Source organism: Mycolicibacterium bacteremicum, assembly GCF_002086115.1.
Classification (GTDB): Bacteria; Actinomycetota; Actinomycetes; order Mycobacteriales; family Mycobacteriaceae; genus Mycobacterium; species Mycobacterium bacteremicum.
Genome location: NZ_MVHJ01000009.1, coordinates 181,178 through 197,222, shown reverse-complemented (window position 1 = coordinate 197,222; position 16,045 = coordinate 181,178). Strand labels below are relative to the sequence as shown.

At 68.6% G+C, this 16,045-nt stretch carries 16 protein-coding genes; 9 read left to right on the top strand and 7 right to left on the bottom strand.

The annotated features are described in order from the left end of the window. The first annotated feature begins 37 nt into the window (after positions 1 to 37). From BST17_RS13420 to BST17_RS13405, 4 genes are all read left to right on the top strand, one after another. On the top strand, positions 38 to 766 hold the full coding sequence (locus tag BST17_RS13420; RefSeq protein ID WP_083058578.1) for a sulfite exporter TauE/SafE family protein: 729 nt from the start codon (positions 38 to 40) through the stop codon (positions 764 to 766). After that, positions 763 to 1,557: an IclR family transcriptional regulator gene (locus BST17_RS13415; RefSeq protein WP_083058576.1), complete on the top strand. Its 795-nt coding sequence runs from the start codon at positions 763 to 765 to the stop codon at positions 1,555 to 1,557. Before BST17_RS13420 ends, BST17_RS13415 begins: the two co-directional genes overlap by 4 nt. A gap of 97 nt (positions 1,558 to 1,654) precedes the next feature. Beyond that, positions 1,655 to 3,013 (top strand): enolase C-terminal domain-like protein, encoded by a 1,359-nt coding sequence (locus BST17_RS13410; RefSeq protein WP_083058574.1) that lies wholly within the window; start codon positions 1,655 to 1,657, stop codon positions 3,011 to 3,013. Continuing rightward, positions 3,010 to 3,984 (top strand): 2-hydroxyacid dehydrogenase, encoded by a 975-nt coding sequence (locus tag BST17_RS13405; protein ID WP_083058572.1) that lies wholly within the window; start codon positions 3,010 to 3,012, stop codon positions 3,982 to 3,984. Before BST17_RS13410 ends, BST17_RS13405 begins: the two co-directional genes overlap by 4 nt. Positions 3,985 to 3,986: 2 nt before the next feature. On the opposite strand, the gene BST17_RS13400 is transcribed toward BST17_RS13405, so the two are convergent. The 3 genes from BST17_RS13400 to BST17_RS13390 all read right to left on the bottom strand — a co-directional run bounded on the left by BST17_RS13400 (position 3,987) and on the right by BST17_RS13390 (position 6,294). Then, positions 3,987 to 5,135 (bottom strand): serine hydrolase domain-containing protein, encoded by a 1,149-nt coding sequence (locus BST17_RS13400; protein WP_234807669.1) that lies wholly within the window; start codon positions 5,133 to 5,135, stop codon positions 3,987 to 3,989. A gap of 34 nt (positions 5,136 to 5,169) precedes the next feature. Beyond that, positions 5,170 to 5,691, bottom strand: coding sequence for a 2-oxo-4-hydroxy-4-carboxy-5-ureidoimidazoline decarboxylase (locus BST17_RS13395; protein ID WP_207573635.1), 522 nt, complete (start codon positions 5,689 to 5,691; stop codon positions 5,170 to 5,172). 114 nt (positions 5,692 to 5,805) lie between these two features. Then, on the bottom strand, positions 5,806 to 6,294 hold the full coding sequence (locus tag BST17_RS13390) for an inorganic diphosphatase (protein WP_083058568.1): 489 nt from the start codon (positions 6,292 to 6,294) through the stop codon (positions 5,806 to 5,808). A 66-nt stretch (positions 6,295 to 6,360) separates the two neighbouring features. Here BST17_RS13390 and dacB point away from each other — a divergent pair, with 66 nt between their 5' ends. The 5 genes from dacB to BST17_RS13365 all read left to right on the top strand — a co-directional run bounded on the left by dacB (position 6,361) and on the right by BST17_RS13365 (position 11,878). Further along, a complete protein-coding gene (gene dacB, locus BST17_RS13385; RefSeq protein WP_083058566.1) occupies positions 6,361 to 7,740 on the top strand; it encodes a D-alanyl-D-alanine carboxypeptidase/D-alanyl-D-alanine endopeptidase in 1,380 nt (459 codons plus the stop codon). Further along, the gene (locus BST17_RS13380) at positions 7,737 to 8,783 is read left to right on the top strand and encodes an Rv3626c family coenzyme F420 biosynthesis-associated protein (protein ID WP_083058727.1); all 1,047 of its coding nucleotides are present in this window, start codon (positions 7,737 to 7,739) and stop codon (positions 8,781 to 8,783) included. The genes dacB and BST17_RS13380 overlap by 4 nt, the downstream gene beginning before the upstream one ends. Beyond that, complete coding sequence (gene tilS / locus BST17_RS13375) at positions 8,762 to 9,718, top strand: tRNA lysidine(34) synthetase TilS (protein WP_083058564.1); 957 nt, start codon at positions 8,762 to 8,764, stop codon at positions 9,716 to 9,718. Before BST17_RS13380 ends, tilS begins: the two co-directional genes overlap by 22 nt. Before the next feature lie 13 nt (positions 9,719 to 9,731). After that, entirely contained in the window at positions 9,732 to 10,307 is a 576-nt protein-coding gene (hpt, locus tag BST17_RS13370) for a hypoxanthine phosphoribosyltransferase (protein ID WP_234807668.1), read from the top strand. Between the two features lie 257 nt (positions 10,308 to 10,564). Beyond that, positions 10,565 to 11,878: an HNH endonuclease signature motif containing protein gene (locus tag BST17_RS13365; RefSeq protein ID WP_083058560.1), complete on the top strand. Its 1,314-nt coding sequence runs from the start codon at positions 10,565 to 10,567 to the stop codon at positions 11,876 to 11,878. A gap of 115 nt (positions 11,879 to 11,993) precedes the next feature. Here BST17_RS13365 and BST17_RS13360 read toward each other — a convergent pair whose 3' ends face one another. The 4 genes from BST17_RS13360 to BST17_RS13345 all read right to left on the bottom strand — a co-directional run bounded on the left by BST17_RS13360 (position 11,994) and on the right by BST17_RS13345 (position 16,006). After that, complete coding sequence (locus tag BST17_RS13360) at positions 11,994 to 12,734, bottom strand: SIMPL domain-containing protein (RefSeq protein WP_083058558.1); 741 nt, start codon at positions 12,732 to 12,734, stop codon at positions 11,994 to 11,996. 17 nt (positions 12,735 to 12,751) lie between these two features. Further along, complete coding sequence (locus BST17_RS13355; protein WP_083058556.1) at positions 12,752 to 13,768, bottom strand: zinc-binding dehydrogenase; 1,017 nt, start codon at positions 13,766 to 13,768, stop codon at positions 12,752 to 12,754. Then, positions 13,768 to 14,961, bottom strand: coding sequence for an LLM class flavin-dependent oxidoreductase (locus tag BST17_RS13350; RefSeq protein WP_083058554.1), 1,194 nt, complete (start codon positions 14,959 to 14,961; stop codon positions 13,768 to 13,770). Before BST17_RS13350 ends, BST17_RS13355 begins: the two co-directional genes overlap by 1 nt. 70 nt (positions 14,962 to 15,031) lie before the next feature. Continuing rightward, positions 15,032 to 16,006: an alpha/beta fold hydrolase gene (locus BST17_RS13345; protein ID WP_276071811.1), complete on the bottom strand. Its 975-nt coding sequence runs from the start codon at positions 16,004 to 16,006 to the stop codon at positions 15,032 to 15,034. Positions 16,007 to 16,045: the final 39 nt, after the last annotated feature.

The following is a 16,045-nucleotide window of genomic DNA, read 5'->3' as shown; positions in this document are numbered from 1 at the left end:
CATCAGCGGCGCCGTCGAGCCCCGGGAGAGGCGGGACATGAATCCCAGCGTGCCCGGGTTCGCGGTCATCATGATCGCGGTGATGCTGGCGTCCTGTCTGCAGGGCTCCATCGGTTTCGGCATGGGCATGCTGGCCGCACCGGTGGTCGCCGTCATCGATCCTGGACTGGTGCCCGGCACGTTGATCATGCTGGCCACCCTGCTCACGCTGCTGGTCGTGCTGCGCGAGGGCACGGCCATCGACATGCGTGGGACCGGCTGGGCGCTGCTCGGCCGGGTCCCCGGGACCGTCGCGGGAGCACTGCTGCTGACGGCCATCCCGGAACGGGCCCTGGCGATCCTGATCGCCGCGGTGGTGCTGCTCGGGGTAGCCGTGACCAGCCTGGGCTGGATTCCCGAACCCCGGCGGCGCAACCTGATGCTGGCCGGCGCCACCTCCGGGGTGCTGGGCACGGCGACGTCCATCGGTGGTCCGCCGATGGCGCTGGTGTGGCAGCGCAGCAACGGCGCCCAGCTGCGGGCCACCATGGCCGGTTTCTTCCTGGTGGGCTCGCTCATGTCGATCGCCATGCTGGCGGCGACCGGCGCCGTGGACCACCACACGGTGCAGATGTTCGCGCTGCTGGTACCGGCCGCGGTCCTGGGATATGTGTTGTCGCGCTACGCCAATCGCGTCCTGACTCCGCTGCGGCAGCGGTGGACCGCCATCGCCGCATCCACCGCCGGTGCGGTGGTTCTCATCGTCCAACAGACAGGCCTGCTATGACCGAATCGACTGCGCGTGCGGGGGTCAAGTCGGCCGTCCGCACCGTCGAACTGCTGGAGTACCTGGCCGCGCGACAGGACAAGCCCGCCCGCATCCGGGAGATCAGCGAGGACCTCGGCATGCCGCGCAGCAGCGCGCACGCGTTGTTGCGGACCCTGATGACGCAGGGCTGGGTGCGCGCGGACGAAACCGGCACGCTGTACGGCATCGGGATCCGGGCACTGCTGGTCGGCACCAGCTACCTCGACGGCGACCCGTACCTGCCGATGATCCTGCCGTTCCTGGACGATCTGCGCAGCGACTGGGATGAGACGTTCCACCTGGGCCGCCTCGACGGCACCGACATCGTCTACCTGGCCACCCGCGAATCCCAGCAGTACCGCCGCACCACAAATCGGGTCGGCCGCCGGTTGCCCGCACACGCCACCGCGCTGGGCAAGGCGTTGCTGGCCGAACGCACCGGCGTCGAGCGCCGCGCGCACCTGCCCGCCGAGTTGGCGGCGCTCACGCCGGCGACCATCACCTCACACGATGAGCTGACCGAGGCGCTGGACACCGTCCGCATCCGCGGATACGCCACCGATGATGAGGAGAACACCCCCGGCGTGCGGTGTTTTGCGGTGGCACTGCGCTACTGCTGGCCGGCTCAGGACGCGATCAGCGCCTCGGTGCCGTTGGCGCGGCTGACCGCCGAACGTGAACGCGGCATCGTCGAGGCGCTGTGCGCGGTCGGTGACAAGGTCGGCCGGGTGCTGCGTCCGGTCGCCAACGGCGACAAGTGGTTCGCGTGATGGCGACGGATGGCCTGGTCACGCATCCAATTCCTGAATCAATTGATGCCGCATCAGTGTTGGACGTGCATCAACGAACGTTTATAGGCTGGTCGACATGAGCTCGTCGAAGCGCACCCCGATCGTCACCGAGATGCGGGTGGTCCCCATCGCCGGACACGACAGCATGCTGCTGAACCTCAGCGGGGCACACGCCCCGTACTTCACCCGGAACCTGGTGATCCTCAAGGATTCCGACGGCAACACCGGCGTCGGCGAGGTGCCCGGCGGTGCCGCGATCGAGCGCACCCTCACCGAAGCCAGGTCGTTGGTCGAGGGCCGCGGCATCGGCGCGTACAACACCGTGCTCGGCGACATCCGCCGCACCTTCGCCGACCGCGACGCCGGCGGCCGCGGAGCTCAGACCTTCGATCTGCGTGTCACCGTGCACGCCGTCACCGCAGTCGAATCGGCCATGCTCGACCTGCTCGGCCAGCACCTCGGCGTGTCGGTCGCCGCGCTACTGGGGGATGGGCAGCAGCGAGATCGGGTGCAGGCCCTGGGATATCTGTTCTTCGTCGGGGACAGCGCCAAGACCGACCTGCCCTACCGCACGGCCGCCGACGAGGCCGCCTCCGGTGATCCGGCCGACGAATGGCTGCGGGTTCGACACCGTGAGGCCATGACGCCCGAGGGTGTGGTCCGGCTGGCCGAAGCCGCTCACGCCCGTTACGGATTCGCCGACTTCAAACTCAAGGGCGGTGTGCTGCCGGCCGCCGAAGAGGCTGCCGCTGTCACCGCGTTGGCGCACCGCTTCCCCGAGGCGCGAATCACGTTGGACCCCAACGGCGGATGGTTGCTCAAGGATGCCATCGCGACATGTCGGGGGTTGACCGACGTGCTGGCCTACGCCGAGGACCCGGTGGGACCCGAGGACGGGTTCTCCGGGCGCGAGGTGATGGCCGAGTTCAAGCGCGCCACCGGTCTGCCGACCGCCACCAACATGATCGCCACCGACTGGCGCGAGATGGGCCACGCCATCCGGGCCGGTGCCGTCGACATCCCGCTGGCCGATCCGCACTTCTGGACGATGAACGGCTCGGTACGCGTCGCGCAGCTGTGCGAGGCGTGGGGATTGACCTGGGGCTCGCACTCCAACAACCACTTCGACGTGTCGCTGGCAATGTTCACCCAGGTCGCCGCCGCGGCACCGGGACACATCACCGCCATCGACACGCACTGGATCTGGCAGGACGGCCAACGCATCACCAAGGCGCCGTACGAGATCGTCGACGGTTACCTCGACGTTCCCGCCGCGCCCGGACTCGGGATCGAACTCGACGAGGACCGGGTGGCAGCCGCTCACGAGCTGTACCTCGCCGAAGGCCTGGGAGCCCGTGACGACGCCACCGCCATGCAATATCTGATCCCGGGCTGGACGTTCGACAGCAAGCGTCCCTGCCTGCAGCGCGCATGAAGGTCTATGTGGCAGATCGGAATCTGGTCCCGCATCGGGATCGCTTCGAGGCGGCGGTACCGGCCGGTGTCGAGCTGCTCTGGGCGGGTGCGGACCGTTCGATCGAGCGTCTGCGCGACGCCTCGGTGCATGTCGGTGGTCGGTTCACCGCCGAGATGGCCGCCGTCGCCGAGAAGCTGCAGTTGGTGCATGTGGCCGGCGCGGGCACCGACCGCGTGGCGTTCGATGCGCTGGGACCGGATGTGCTGGTGGCCAACACGTTCCACCATGAACGATCGATCGCCGAGTACGTCCTGGCGGCCGCCATCATGCTGCGCCGACGGTTCCTGGCCCAGGACGCGGCGCTGCGCCGGGACGTGTGGGCCAGCGCGGTCTACGACGACACCATCGCCCAGCCGCCGACCCTCGGCGACGCGCGGATCGGATTCGTCGGGTTCGGGCACATCGGCCAGCAGTCATGGAAGTTGCTGCGCCAGTTGGGTTGTCGAGGAGCGGCGGTCACCGGCTCCGGTCGGGTGACCGGAGATCACGGACTAGACCGGGTGGACGACGTGAGCCGGCTCGACGAGCTGGCCGACGCCTCCGACGTGCTGGTGGTCTCGGCGCCGCTGACACCCGGGACGACCGGGATGATCGGCCGCACCCAGCTCACAGCACTGGGTTCCGACGGTGTTCTCATCAACGTGGGTCGCGGCCCGCTGGTCGACCAGCAGGCCCTCTATGACGCGCTGCTCACCGGTCGCGTCGGCGCCGCCGCGATCGACGTCTGGTACCGCTACCCGGAGGCAACCGGCCGCGGTGCCGCCGGCGCTCCGGCGGACCTGCCGTTTCACGAGCTGCCGAACCTGCTGATGACCCCGCACTCGTCGGGAATCACCACCGACACCTTCCGGGGCCGGGTCGACGATATCGCCGCCAACATCGGTCGCCTGGTGCGCGGCGAGCCGCTGCACAATGTGGTGGCGCGCTGACGTCAGCCGATGTCGTCGAGCGCCTGATAGATCAGCCGGAAGTAGCGGTCGGTACGCGCGGACCCCTCGATGCCGGGACCCATCTTGTTCATCACGTAGGCGATCGTGGTGCGCGAGTCGGGGTTCATCGATTCCCAGGATCCACCCCATCCACCCCAGAAGCAGATCTTGCCGTCCGGAATGTAACCGATTGCCGGACTGGGTAGCCCGAATCCCAGGCCCATCCTTATCTGGTGCTGCGCCAACACCAGGTCGGGTCCCTCCAACTGGGTCTCGAAGATGGATTCCACGGTCTGCGGCGTGAGCAGTTCGACCCCGTCGACGCTGCCGCCCAGCGAGATCGCCGACAGGATCTTGGCCAGTGCCCGGGCGTTCGTGTGCCCGTTGGCCGCTCCGATATCGGCGGCCCGCCACTGCGGTGTGTTCGCAATGAGCGGGTCCGGAGCCGGCCCGGTGAACGTCTTGAGCATCTGCTCGGTCCACTGGTCCATCTGCGGGATGCCCTCGAAAGGGTCTGCCGGTGCGATGATCTCGGCGATTCGCGGTTCGTCCTCGGGCAGTGCGCCGATCTGGAAGTCGGCGCCCAACGGCCCGGCGATCTCCTCGGCGACGAACTGCTTCAGCGGTTTCCCGGTGACCCGGCGAACAACCTCGCCGATCAGGTGGCCGTGCGTGAGGGCGTGATAGCCGGTGGCCGTCCCCGGTTCCCACCAGGGTGCCTGCGCCGCGAGCATGGCGGTCGAGCGGTCCCGGTCCAGGATGTCCTCGGGCGTCACCGGCTGATCCCAGCCGGAGACTCCCGAGGAATGCGTCAGCAGATGCCGGAACTCGACGCGGTCCTTGCCCTTTGCACCGAACTCGGGCCATACCTGGGCGACCGGGGTGTGTGCGCTCACCAGCCCGCGGTCGATCAGCATCAGCCCGGCCAGCGCGGTGACGTTCTTGGTGGAGGACCACACGTTGACGATGGTGTCCGCGGTCCACGGCCTGGTGCACGCAGCGTCGGCGTGGCCACCCCAGATGTCGACCACCAGTTCGCCGCCGATGTCGATCGCGATCGCGGCGCCGCATTCCTCACCGCCGTCGATGGCGCGGCCGAGCGCGTCGGCCACCTTCTCGAACCGGGGGTCGCAGACACCGTCGACGGTCATGGCAGCCATCATGGCCGATCACCGTCCGGCGCACCTACCAGTTGTGGAAGCCGCCCTCCGGGCCGAGCATCCGTTCCAGTCTGCTGCGGCCGATCTTGGCGAGCTCATTGCGCAGGATCTTGCGCTCCATCTCGGCGTCGTGCTGCATACGGTTGTTGATGGCGGCCAGCACATCGCGCGCGCAATGCCCGTCTACGTACATGACGAAGGCGAATCCGTAGCGCTGTGAATACCGTCGGGAGGCGGCACCGAGCTCGGCCATCAGGTCGGCGTCGTCGTCCCATACCGCGCAGGGCTCGTACTGCGACCTCGCGCTGCGGGGCCGCCGGCCGATATCGGGGCAGGCGTCCAGGATCTGGTCGACGGCGGACTCGGGCAGCTCGAACAGTGCGGCGTCGGCGCGGCGGAACAGGGCGTCATGGTCGACGTAGGCGCGGCCCCGGACGAGTTCGCGGGCCAGCGCGTAGCTGTTGCAGCACTCGTAGAGCGCATGCATGGCCTTGCGTTCGGGCAGCGCGTTGAACACGTCCAAGCCGATTCCCTGATGCAGCAACACACGTCAATGATCAAAGGCCCGGCTCACGCCCAGGTTACCGCTTGTTACAGCGGTGCAAATTCAGCGGTTTCTCGTCGGCGGAGCCGATCAGTGGCCTTCCGTCGGCGGTGCCGATCAGTGGCCTTCGGCCTTGAAACGCTCGAACGAACGCTGCAGCTCGGCCTCGGCCTCGTCGCGGCCGGCCCAGTCGGCGGCCTTCACGAACTTGCCGGGCTCCAGGTCCTTGTAGTGCACGAAGAAGTGCTTGATGGCCTCGAGCTCGAAAGGCGGCACATCGGCCAGATCCTGGACGTGCTCCCAGCGCGGGTCGCCGGCGGGCACGCACAGCAGCTTGTCATCGCCGCCGGCCTCGTCGGTCATCTTGAACATGGCGACCGGTCGGGCTTCCACGATGCAACCCGGGAACACCGACTCGGGCAGCAGGACCAGCGCGTCCAGCGGATCGCCGTCCTCGCCCAGGGTGTTCTCGAAGTAGCCGTAGTCGGCGGGGTAGCCGAAGGAGGTGTAGAGGTACCGGTCCAGCTTGACCCGGCCGGTCTCATGGTCCACTTCGTACTTGTTGCGGGACCCCTTGGGGATCTCGATGACGACGTCGAACGACACCGGGACAGCTCCTTCGCCTCGCTTGGTCTGGCGGGTCCACCTTAGAGGAGCGATACGCTGCACGTTATGCGGCCCGGTCGATGGCGCCGATCAACCCACCTGGTGATCGGTCTGGTGGTTCTGGTGCTCGTCGCGGCCGTGGTGGGGGTGGCCGCGGTGGTCACCTCGTCGCGGACGGCGGCGAACAATGCGCTGCCCGCCCAGCCCGCGGCGGTGACGGCGGCCCCCGGCGTGGCGCCGCTGGGCGACGCCACCACCGAGCCGACGGCCAAGGGCCTGTCCGCGATGCTGGCCACGGCGCTGGCCGACCCGAATCTGGGCATGTTGACCGGACGTGTCACCGACGCGGTCACCGGCGAGGAATTGTGGTCGCAGGGCGAGACCATTCCCATGCAACCGGCCTCGACGAACAAGACCCTCACCACCGCCGCGGCGCTGCTGACACTGGACCGTGACGCCCGGCTGACGACGACGGTGCGCGCCGGTGACCGGCCCGGTGTGGTGGTGCTGCGCGGCGGCGGTGACCCAACCCTGTCGGCCTTCGCCGGTGACAAACGCACCTGGTACAAGGGCGCGGCCCGGATCAGCGACCTGGCCGAGCAGGTGCGCGAGTCGGGTACCCGGGTCACCGGGGTGCAGGTGGACCTGAGCGCCTACAGCGGGCCGACGATGGCAGTGGGCTGGGACCCGCTCGACATCGACGGCGGCGACATCGCACCGATGGAATCGGTGATGCTCGACGGCGGCCGCACGCAGCCGGTGTCCTATGACTCGCGCCGTTCGCGCACCCCCGGCCTGGACGCCGGCCGTGCGCTGGCCGTGGCACTGGGCGTCGACCCGGCCGCCGTGACGGTCACGACGCGCTCGAGCGCCGATGCCACCGAGTTGGCCGCGGTGCAGTCGCCGCCGCTGATCGAACGCCTGCGACAGATGATGTACGAGTCGGACAACGTGATGGCCGAGGCCATCGGCCGTGAGGTGGCCGCCGCGCTGAACCGCCCGCAGAGCTTCGACGGCGCCGTCCAGGCGGTCCTGAGCCAGCTGCGCGGTGCGAACATCGATACCACCGGTGCCAAACTGCTTGATTCCAGTGGGCTTTCGGTCGACAACCGGCTCACCGCGCTTACCCTGGACGAGGTGATCGCAGTAGCCGTCGGAGACGACCAACCCAAACTGCGGCCGTTGGTCGACCTGCTGCCGATCGCCGGTGGCAGCGGCACGCTGTCCAACCGCTACCTCGACACCGAGGAGGGCCGGTCCTCCGCGGGCTGGCTGCGGGCCAAGACCGGATCGCTGACCGGCACCAATTCGCTGGCCGGCATCGTCACCGATTCCAGCGGCCGGGTCCTGACCTTCGCGCTGCTGTCCAACAATGCCGGACCGACCGGCCGGACCTCACTGGATGCGCTGGCCGCCAAGCTCCGGTTGTGCGGGTGCGGCGGATGAGCCAGACGACTGTCGGCGCCGCCGTGGACTGGGCGGTGGCCGCCACCGTCGGGGTCAAGCTGTCTCGGCCCGGGCCGGCGACCACCGACTACACCCGCAGTCAGGCCATCGCGCAACTGTCCGAGTCGGCTCGCACCGCCGAGTTGCCGGTCCGCGAGGTCACCCACCTCAACGAGGGCGCCGAGGTGCCGGAGGCCCGCGTGGTCGACCGGCCGCAGTGGGTGCGCGCGGCCACCGAGTCGATGCGGTTGATGACCGGCGGGTCGACCGACGCGCCGCGCGGACTGGCGGCCGCGGTGACCTCGAAGGTGACCGGCGCGCAGACCGGCGCGGTGCTGTCGTTCATCTCCGGCGGGATCCTCGGACAGTACGATCCGTTCTCCGGCGGTGGCGAACTGCTGCTTGTCTACCCCAACGTCATCGCCGTGGAACGTCAGCTGCGGGTCAACCCGGCCGACTTCCGGCTGTGGGTGTGCCTGCACGAGGTCACTCACCGCGTGCAGTTCCGGGCCAATCCATGGCTGGCCGAACACATGTCGTCCTCGTTGGAAACCCTCACCGGCGACGGTGCCGATCAGGTCGGCGACCTGGTGGGCCGGCTCGGCGAGTACGTCCGCAATCAGCGCAACGGGGGATCCGAGGAACCCAATTCGACCGGCGTGCTGGGGCTGCTGCGGGCGGCCCAGGCCGAGCCGCAGCGTGAGGCGCTCGACCGGTTGCTGGTGCTGGGCACTCTGCTGGAGGGGCACGCCGAGCATGTGATGGATGCCGTCGGGCCCGCTGTGGTGCCGTCGGTGGCCACCATCCGGCGTCGTTTCGATGAGCGCAGGCAGCGCAAACAGCCACCGTTGCAACGGATCATCCGCACCCTGCTCGGGTTCGACGCCAAGCTCAGCCAGTACACCCGGGGCAAGGTGTTCGTCGACGATGTCGTGTCCCGCGTCGGGATGGACCGCTTCAACGTGATCTGGACCGACGCTGAGACTCTGCCCAAGCCGGCGGAGATCGAGGAACCGCAGCGATGGATCGATCGGGTCCTGTAGTCCAATTGCGTTCGGCTGTCCGTGCTTTCGCGGACACCCGGCTGCCCGACGGTCGATCCTGGGCGGTGGCGCTGTCCGGCGGGGCGGATTCGCTGGCGCTGACGGCGGTGGCCGCCGGGTTGCGGCCCACTACGGCGCTCATCGTCGACCATGGATTGCAGGCCGGTTCGGCCGCGGTGGCCGCGACGACACGCGAGCAGGCAATGCAGCTGGGATGTATTGGTGCCGAGATCATTCGAGTGAGCGTCGGGACAGCCGGTGGGCCCGAAGCTGCGGCCCGCGTTGCCCGCTACCGGGCGTTGGACGAGGCACGCGCCGGTGCGCCGGTGCTGCTGGCGCACACTCTCGACGATCAGGCCGAGACAGTGCTGCTCGGCTTGGGGCGGGGGTCGGGCGCGCGTTCGATGGCCGGGATGCAGGCACTCGACCACCCGTGGTGTCGGCCGTTGCTCGGGCAGCGGCGCGCAACCACCGAGGCCGCCTGCGCCGCGCTCGGCCTGACGCCGTGGCGGGATCCGCACAACGCCGACCCCCGGTTCACCCGGGTCCGGTTGCGTACCGAGGTCCTACCGTTGCTGGAGGACGTGCTGGGCGGCGGGGTGGCCGGCGCCCTCGCCCGCACCGCCGCGGCGCTGCGCGAGGACACCGAGGCCCTCGATGCGTGGGCCGCCGCGTACGACACGGCCGCGGACACGCTGGAGACCGCGACGCTGGCCACGCTGCCGACCGCTGTGCGGCGACGGGTCATCCGCGGCTGGCTGCTGCGCCATGGGGCCTGCGACCTGAACGACGGACAGTTGCGCTCGGTGGACGCCCTGATCACCGAATGGCGCGGTCAGGGCGGTGTGGCGGTGCCCAGTCCGGCCGCCGCGGAACGGTTGTTCGCGGCCCGCCGCAACGGTTTTCTGACGCTCTACCGTGAACCCGTCGGCTGAGCCCGGCTACGCTGTGGGCGTGACTGCGGAGTTGTATCCGGGCGACATCAAGTCGGTCTTGCTGTCCGAGGACGAGATCAAGGCCAAGACTGCTGAGCTGGCCGCTCAGATCGCCGCCGACCATCGCGCCGGTGCCGGGGACCAGGATCTGCTGCTGATCACGGTGCTCAAGGGTGCGGTCATGTTCGTGACCGACCTGGCCCGGGCCATCCCGGCGCCCACCCAGCTGGAGTTCATGGCGGTCAGCTCCTACGGCTCGTCGACGTCCTCGTCGGGCGTGGTGCGCATTCTGAAGGACCTCGATCGCGACATCAACGACCGCGATGTGCTGATCGTCGAGGACATCATCGACTCCGGTCTCACGCTGTCCTGGCTGTTGCGCAATCTGGCGACCCGCAACCCACGCTCGCTCAAGGTGTGCACGCTGCTGCGCAAGCCGGATGCCGTCCGCGCGGACATCGACGTCACCTACATCGGGTTCGACATCCCCAACGAGTTCGTCGTCGGCTACGGGCTGGACTACGCGGAGCGTTACCGCGATCTGCCCTACATCGGCACCCTGGAACCGAAGGTGTACGAGGCGCCGTAGTGGGCTGATGGGCGCAGGGCTGCGGGGGTGAACCGACGCCGATCTGGCTTCGAACAAGTGCTTGCACGCGTTGGCTATCCGAGGTATATTCGAACATAAGTTCGAAGCGAAGCGGCTCCCACTCTCCGGGTGAGCCCGTGTCGGCGGCACCGCGCCGTCGAGAAGGTTCGACCGACCCTGACGAGGGTCTGATCGAGCCGTAGTGCCCCTGTGGGGGCGAGTGTGTGTTGGCCTTGTCCGAAAGGTTGGGTCCCGTTATGGACGCCACCGATCTGAATTGTTTCGTTGATGCGTTGATCGATGACCTCACCCCGTCGCCGCTGGGTGATGAGGGTGATCGACGGCTGTTTCATCTGTTGGAGTGCCCGCGGCGGATCGTCGACGAGGAACCGCTGCTGGCGGTATTGGCAGCGGCGGTGACCGTACGCAACCTGGCCGACTATGTCATCGCCTCGGCGGTCGCGGCTGCCGAGCGGGCCGGGATCCCGGCGCGAAGACATCTGAAGACGGGCACCGACCTACTGACCCTGCTCGGGATGGCGCCGGGTGCGGCGGTGCGCGCGGTGCGGGTGGGCCGCACAGCGCATCTGCTGCCTGCCTTGACCACCGCGCAACGCCTGGGTGGGATCGGGATCGAGTTCGCCGACGCCGTCGGCAAGGGCGTCACCCACATCAATGCCAGAACCGAACTGTCCGAGGATGATCGGGCGAGCGTGGTGACCAAACTGATGATTCAGACCACGCCGGCCGAAGTCGGGAAGAAGGCCCGGGCGATCGCCATCGACCGCGCTGCAGCCCTCCCGCCGGAAGAGCGTGCGATACCCATCGCCGAGGACGCCGACCTCAACACGATGACCCTCGTCCTGGGCGAGGAGGGCCGGTACGAGGCCACCCTCAACCTCGACGTCGGCACCGGTGAAGAACTGTGTGCGGCGTTGGACCCGTTGTGCCGGCCTGTCCCGCTCCCGGACGGGTCACCGGATCCGCGTCCCATCGAGAAACGCCGGGGTGATGCGGTCGGGCAGATCCTGCGGACCTATCTGTCCCAGTCGACGCGACCCATGTCCGGTGGGGTGCTACCGCACGTCACGCTCATTCGCCCGGGGCAGCGCGGTGAGGACCACGTGGATTCCCTCGGCTTCGGCGGACCGGTCAGTGCGGCGACCGCCGACCTGATCGCATGCGATTCCACGCTGACCAAGGTGATCGTCGACCACACCGGCGTGCCGCTCGACGTCGGCCGCGGCGAGCGGCTGTTCACGCCCGCGATCCGCAAAGCACTGGGCGTCCGCGACGGCGGCTGCGCGCATCCAGGGTGTGGCCGGCCGGTGTCCTGGTGCGACGCCCACCACATCCAACCCTGGAGTTTCGGTGGGACAACGAGTCTGGACAACGGGGTGCTGCTGTGCCGGCTGCACCACAGTCTCATCCACCACGGCGGCTGGACGGTGTACCTCGGCCGCGACCGTCATCCCTGGTTCATCCCACCGCAGACGCCGGGACAGCCCGAGCCCGAGCATCTGCGCTCACACAATCGACGCACCATGACCGACCTACCGGCGGCCGCATAGTCAGTCGTATAACCAGAACCGACAACGAATCTCACGAAGCACCTTGACAACTTCACAGTGAAACAGGCGGCCCGCGGAGTGGGTTGGTCCCAGCTTCGATGCTGCGGGGCTGGGGTCAGCCCAACTCCCACACCGCGGTCACCGTGAAGCCGACGGTCTGTTCGCCGGGCGACAGCGGAACCGACTCGGCCATCGCCCCCCGGGGCATCGGCATCGGCGGTGGGGGTGTCGAACCGGAGGCCTCCGAGATCGACACCACGTCGCCCAGGCTGAGCCCGGACAGTTCGGCGTACTGCTGGGCGCGGTCGCGGGCGTCCTCGAACGCGCGGGCGCGAGCGTCGCGCACCAGGTCCGAATCATCGGCGATCGAGTAGCTCACCGAGTTGATCCGGGTGGCATCGCCGCCGGTGTTGACTATCAGCGCCAGGATGTCCGAGGCGCGACCGGCATCGCGGATCTTCACGTCGACGCCGTTGCTGGCCCGGTAGAAGTCGATGCGCGTGCCGTCGGAGTTGTATTGCGGCTGCAAGGAAACCTGGCTGGTGCTGATATCGCGCTCCTCGATACCGGCGGCGGTCAGCGCGTCGATCACTGCGCGCTGACGTTCGCTGGTCTGGTTGAGCGCACCGGTGACGTCGGCGGCGATGGCCTCCATGGCCGCCGACACGGTCAGTGTGTCCGGGGTGCCCTGCACCTCACCGGAGCCGATCACGGTCACCTGACGTCCGGTCGACGCGGCCGGCTGACCGGTGGCGACCGGTCCGGAGTTCGAGTCGCAGGCGGTCACACCGATAGCGAGGGCGCCGGCGAGGACGGCAAGGCTGACACGGACCGGCAATCGTTGCGCGAGGGTCATGTTCGCACCCTAACCGCTCACGGCGTGACGAGGATCTTGCAATGCCGCTCAGGATCGGCCAGATCGCCGAAAGCGCCGGCCACGCCGTCCAGGCCGACCTCGGCGGTGATCATCGGTGCCACATCGATATCGCCCTCCGCAATCGCGCGCAGTGACTCCGCGAACTCGGCCGGGTCGTAGCCGAACACGAAGTGCAGGCTGAGCTGTTTGGCGCTGGCGAAGAACGGGTGCACGGTGTCGGGTTGCATGCACACCCCCGCGATCACCACCCGGGCCCCGGCCGGGGCCCGGCGCAGGACGTCGTCGAGGATTCCGGGCGCGCCGACGGCCTCGAACACCACGGCCGGCGTGCTCTGGTGAAACGGTGATCCCTGGGCCGGGTCGACGGTGACATGCGCGCCCACCTGCGCGGCCAACGCGCGCCGGGTCGATGAGAAATCGGCAGCCACAATGGTTTCCACGCCCCGGTAACGCAGCGCCGCGATTATCGCGATGCCGATCGGTCCGCACCCGATCACCAGCGCGGTCTCGCCGCGCCGGATCGCCGACACGTTCACCGCATGCAGCCCGACGGCCATCGGTTCGGTGAGCGCGGCATGGCGCGGGTCCAGACCGTTGGGCACCGGCAGCAGCAACGGCGCCGACAGCAGCATCCGCTCGGAGTAGCCGCCCACCGTGGTGTTGCTGTAGACGATCATCTCCAGACCGGAGGAAGACACCAGCACCGGCACGGAGGTGACGATGGTGCCCGGCGCGGGCGCATCCGTATCGGGACCGGCGGCCAGCACCTCGGCGCTGAACTCGTGGCCCATGTAGATGTCGGCAGCCAGGTCGATACCCGCCAGCGTGTCCGGCATGCCTTCCATCTCGGCGCCCGCCGCCAACATCTCGTCACCGTGCGACGCGAAATGCAGGTCGGATCCGCAGATTCCGCACGCCTTGACCGCCACCAGCACCTGTCCCGGCCCGGGGACTGGTTCGGGCACGTCGTCGCGGACGATCATGGCCCCGTCGCGCAACACGGCGGCGCGCATCAGCTCTCGGCCCGTGCCGGGGTGTCGGAAGCGGCCTCGGTGATGGCGTTGACGATCGCCTGTCCGGCGCGGCCGAGCAATTGATCGCGCTTGCCCTTGGCCCACTCGTGCGAGGCCCGCGGGGCGGCCAGCTGTCCCTTGAAATGCGGGATCACCTCGCGGGCGAACAGCTCGTAGGAGTGATACGTCGCCGCCGGCGAGGCCCAGTCGTGCCCGAGCATCAGGAAGGTGCCGAACCCGCCGGACCGGTCCAGCAGATCCTGGATGTAGGCGATTGCCTCATCGGTGGTACCGATGCAGCAATTACCCTTGGCCGCATAGTCTTCGACGAACTTGCGGGCGTCGTCGGCGCCGCCGTCTGTCGAATTGGACAGTGGGACGAACCCGGCCGCGCCGAAGTAGTTGGCGAAGTCCTGGAGGCCGTAGGTGCAGTCCTCGATGGCCTGCTCCTTGGTGTCGGCGACGTGCACGATGCCCAACACCCGCCAATCCTTGCGATCGGGGGTGTCGCGGCCCGAGCGCTGCGCCTGGTCGGTGACGATGTCCCAGGTGGTCTCGACGGCGGCCGCACCCCCGGGCACCGACATCGACAGGGACAGCAGGGAAGTGCCCAGTTGGCCCGCGAGCCGCGGACCTGACGGTGAAACCATCGCCGCGGTGGAGATTTCGGGATACGGCCAGGTATATGGCCGGATATGCAGGGCGGCGTCGCGCAGGGTGAACCAGTCGGTCTGCCGGTCGATGCGTTCCTCGGGGGCGGCCCGGAACAGCGCGAGGATGGCCTCCAGTGACTCCTGCATCATCCGGCGCTGATCGACCGGGTCGATGCCCAGCATGTAGGCGTCCGAGGGCAGCGCGCCCGGGCCGGTGCCGAACATCACCCGGCCGCGGGTCAGATGGTCGAGCAGCACCCAGCGGTCGGCCACCATCAGGGGATGGTGGTAGGGCAGCGACACCACGCCGGTGCCCAGCCGGATGTGCCGGGTGCGCTCGGCCGCGGCAGCGATGAACACCTCCGGACAGGCGATGAGTTCATAACCGCCGGAATGGTGTTCGCCGAACCAGGCCTCGTCGTAACCCAGCCGGTCCAGCTCCTCGACCCGGTCCATGTCGTACTGCAGGGCCAGGGTGGGGGACTGGCCGGTCGGATGGAACGGGGTGATGAAGACACCGAAGTTCAGCGGCCGGGTCATGCGGTTTCCTCGCAGGCTCGGGTCCCGCAAGCGTCGCTCTGCACCCGGTGATTCGCTCCGCAAGCGTCGCTCATTGCAGCCCCCCGAGGAATTCCAGCAGCACCGCGTTGACCTCCTCCGGGCGTTCCTGTTGCAGCCAGTGCCCCGCCCCGTCGAGCAGGACCTCGTAGTACTGGCCGGTGGCCACCTCGCGGACATGGTCGCGCGGGGTGAAGCTGAGCACCGGGTCGGCTCTGCCGGCCAGGAACAGCACCGGGGCGGTGATGGTCGTGGTGGCCACCCGGCCGGCGGCCGGATCCGTCAGCTCCCAGTTCCGATCGAAGTTGCGGTACCAGTTCAGCGGTCCGGTGAATCCGGTCGCCTCGAACGCGCGGACGTACTCCTCGAACTCGTCGGCGCTGATCCACTCCGGCAGCGCGGGCAGCGGGTTTCCCGCCATCTCATCGACCGGGCCGGTGAATCCCTCCAGCGCGACCATCCGCTGCAGCGAGGCCCGCCGATCGGCGTCGAGTGCGGTGTCGGCGACCCCGGGCTCCTGGAAGTACAGGATGTAGAAGAAGTTGTCGCCGAAGATGTGCCGCCAGATCTGGGTGGGCGGCGCGGACGCCCGCGGGATCGGCGGCACGCTCAGCGCGGCCACCGCCTGCACGCGGTCCGGATAGAACAGCGGGAAGTTCGTCACCACCGGTGAGCCCCAGTCGTGGCCGATGAGCACCGCCCGCTCGGCGCCGACATCGTCGAGCAGGCCGGCGATATCGGCGGTCAGTTCCACGATGTTGTAGTCCTCGATGGCCGCCGGACGCGACGAACCACCGTATCCGCGCTGGTCAGGGGCCAGAACGTGGTATCCGGCCGCGGCCAGTGCGGGAATCTGGTGCCGCCACGAGTAGGCCAGCTCGGGAAAGCCGTGAGCCAGCACCACCACCGGGTTGCCGCGCTCACCCGCCTCCATCACGCGCAATGTCACGCCGTTGGTGTCGACTAACCGTTCGGTTGGTGTGAGCACGGTCTCACCCAAGCACACCCGGCGGCCCGTGACGAGCATCCCGGGCGGGAACTTCCGAACGTTGATCAAGCGGTAGCC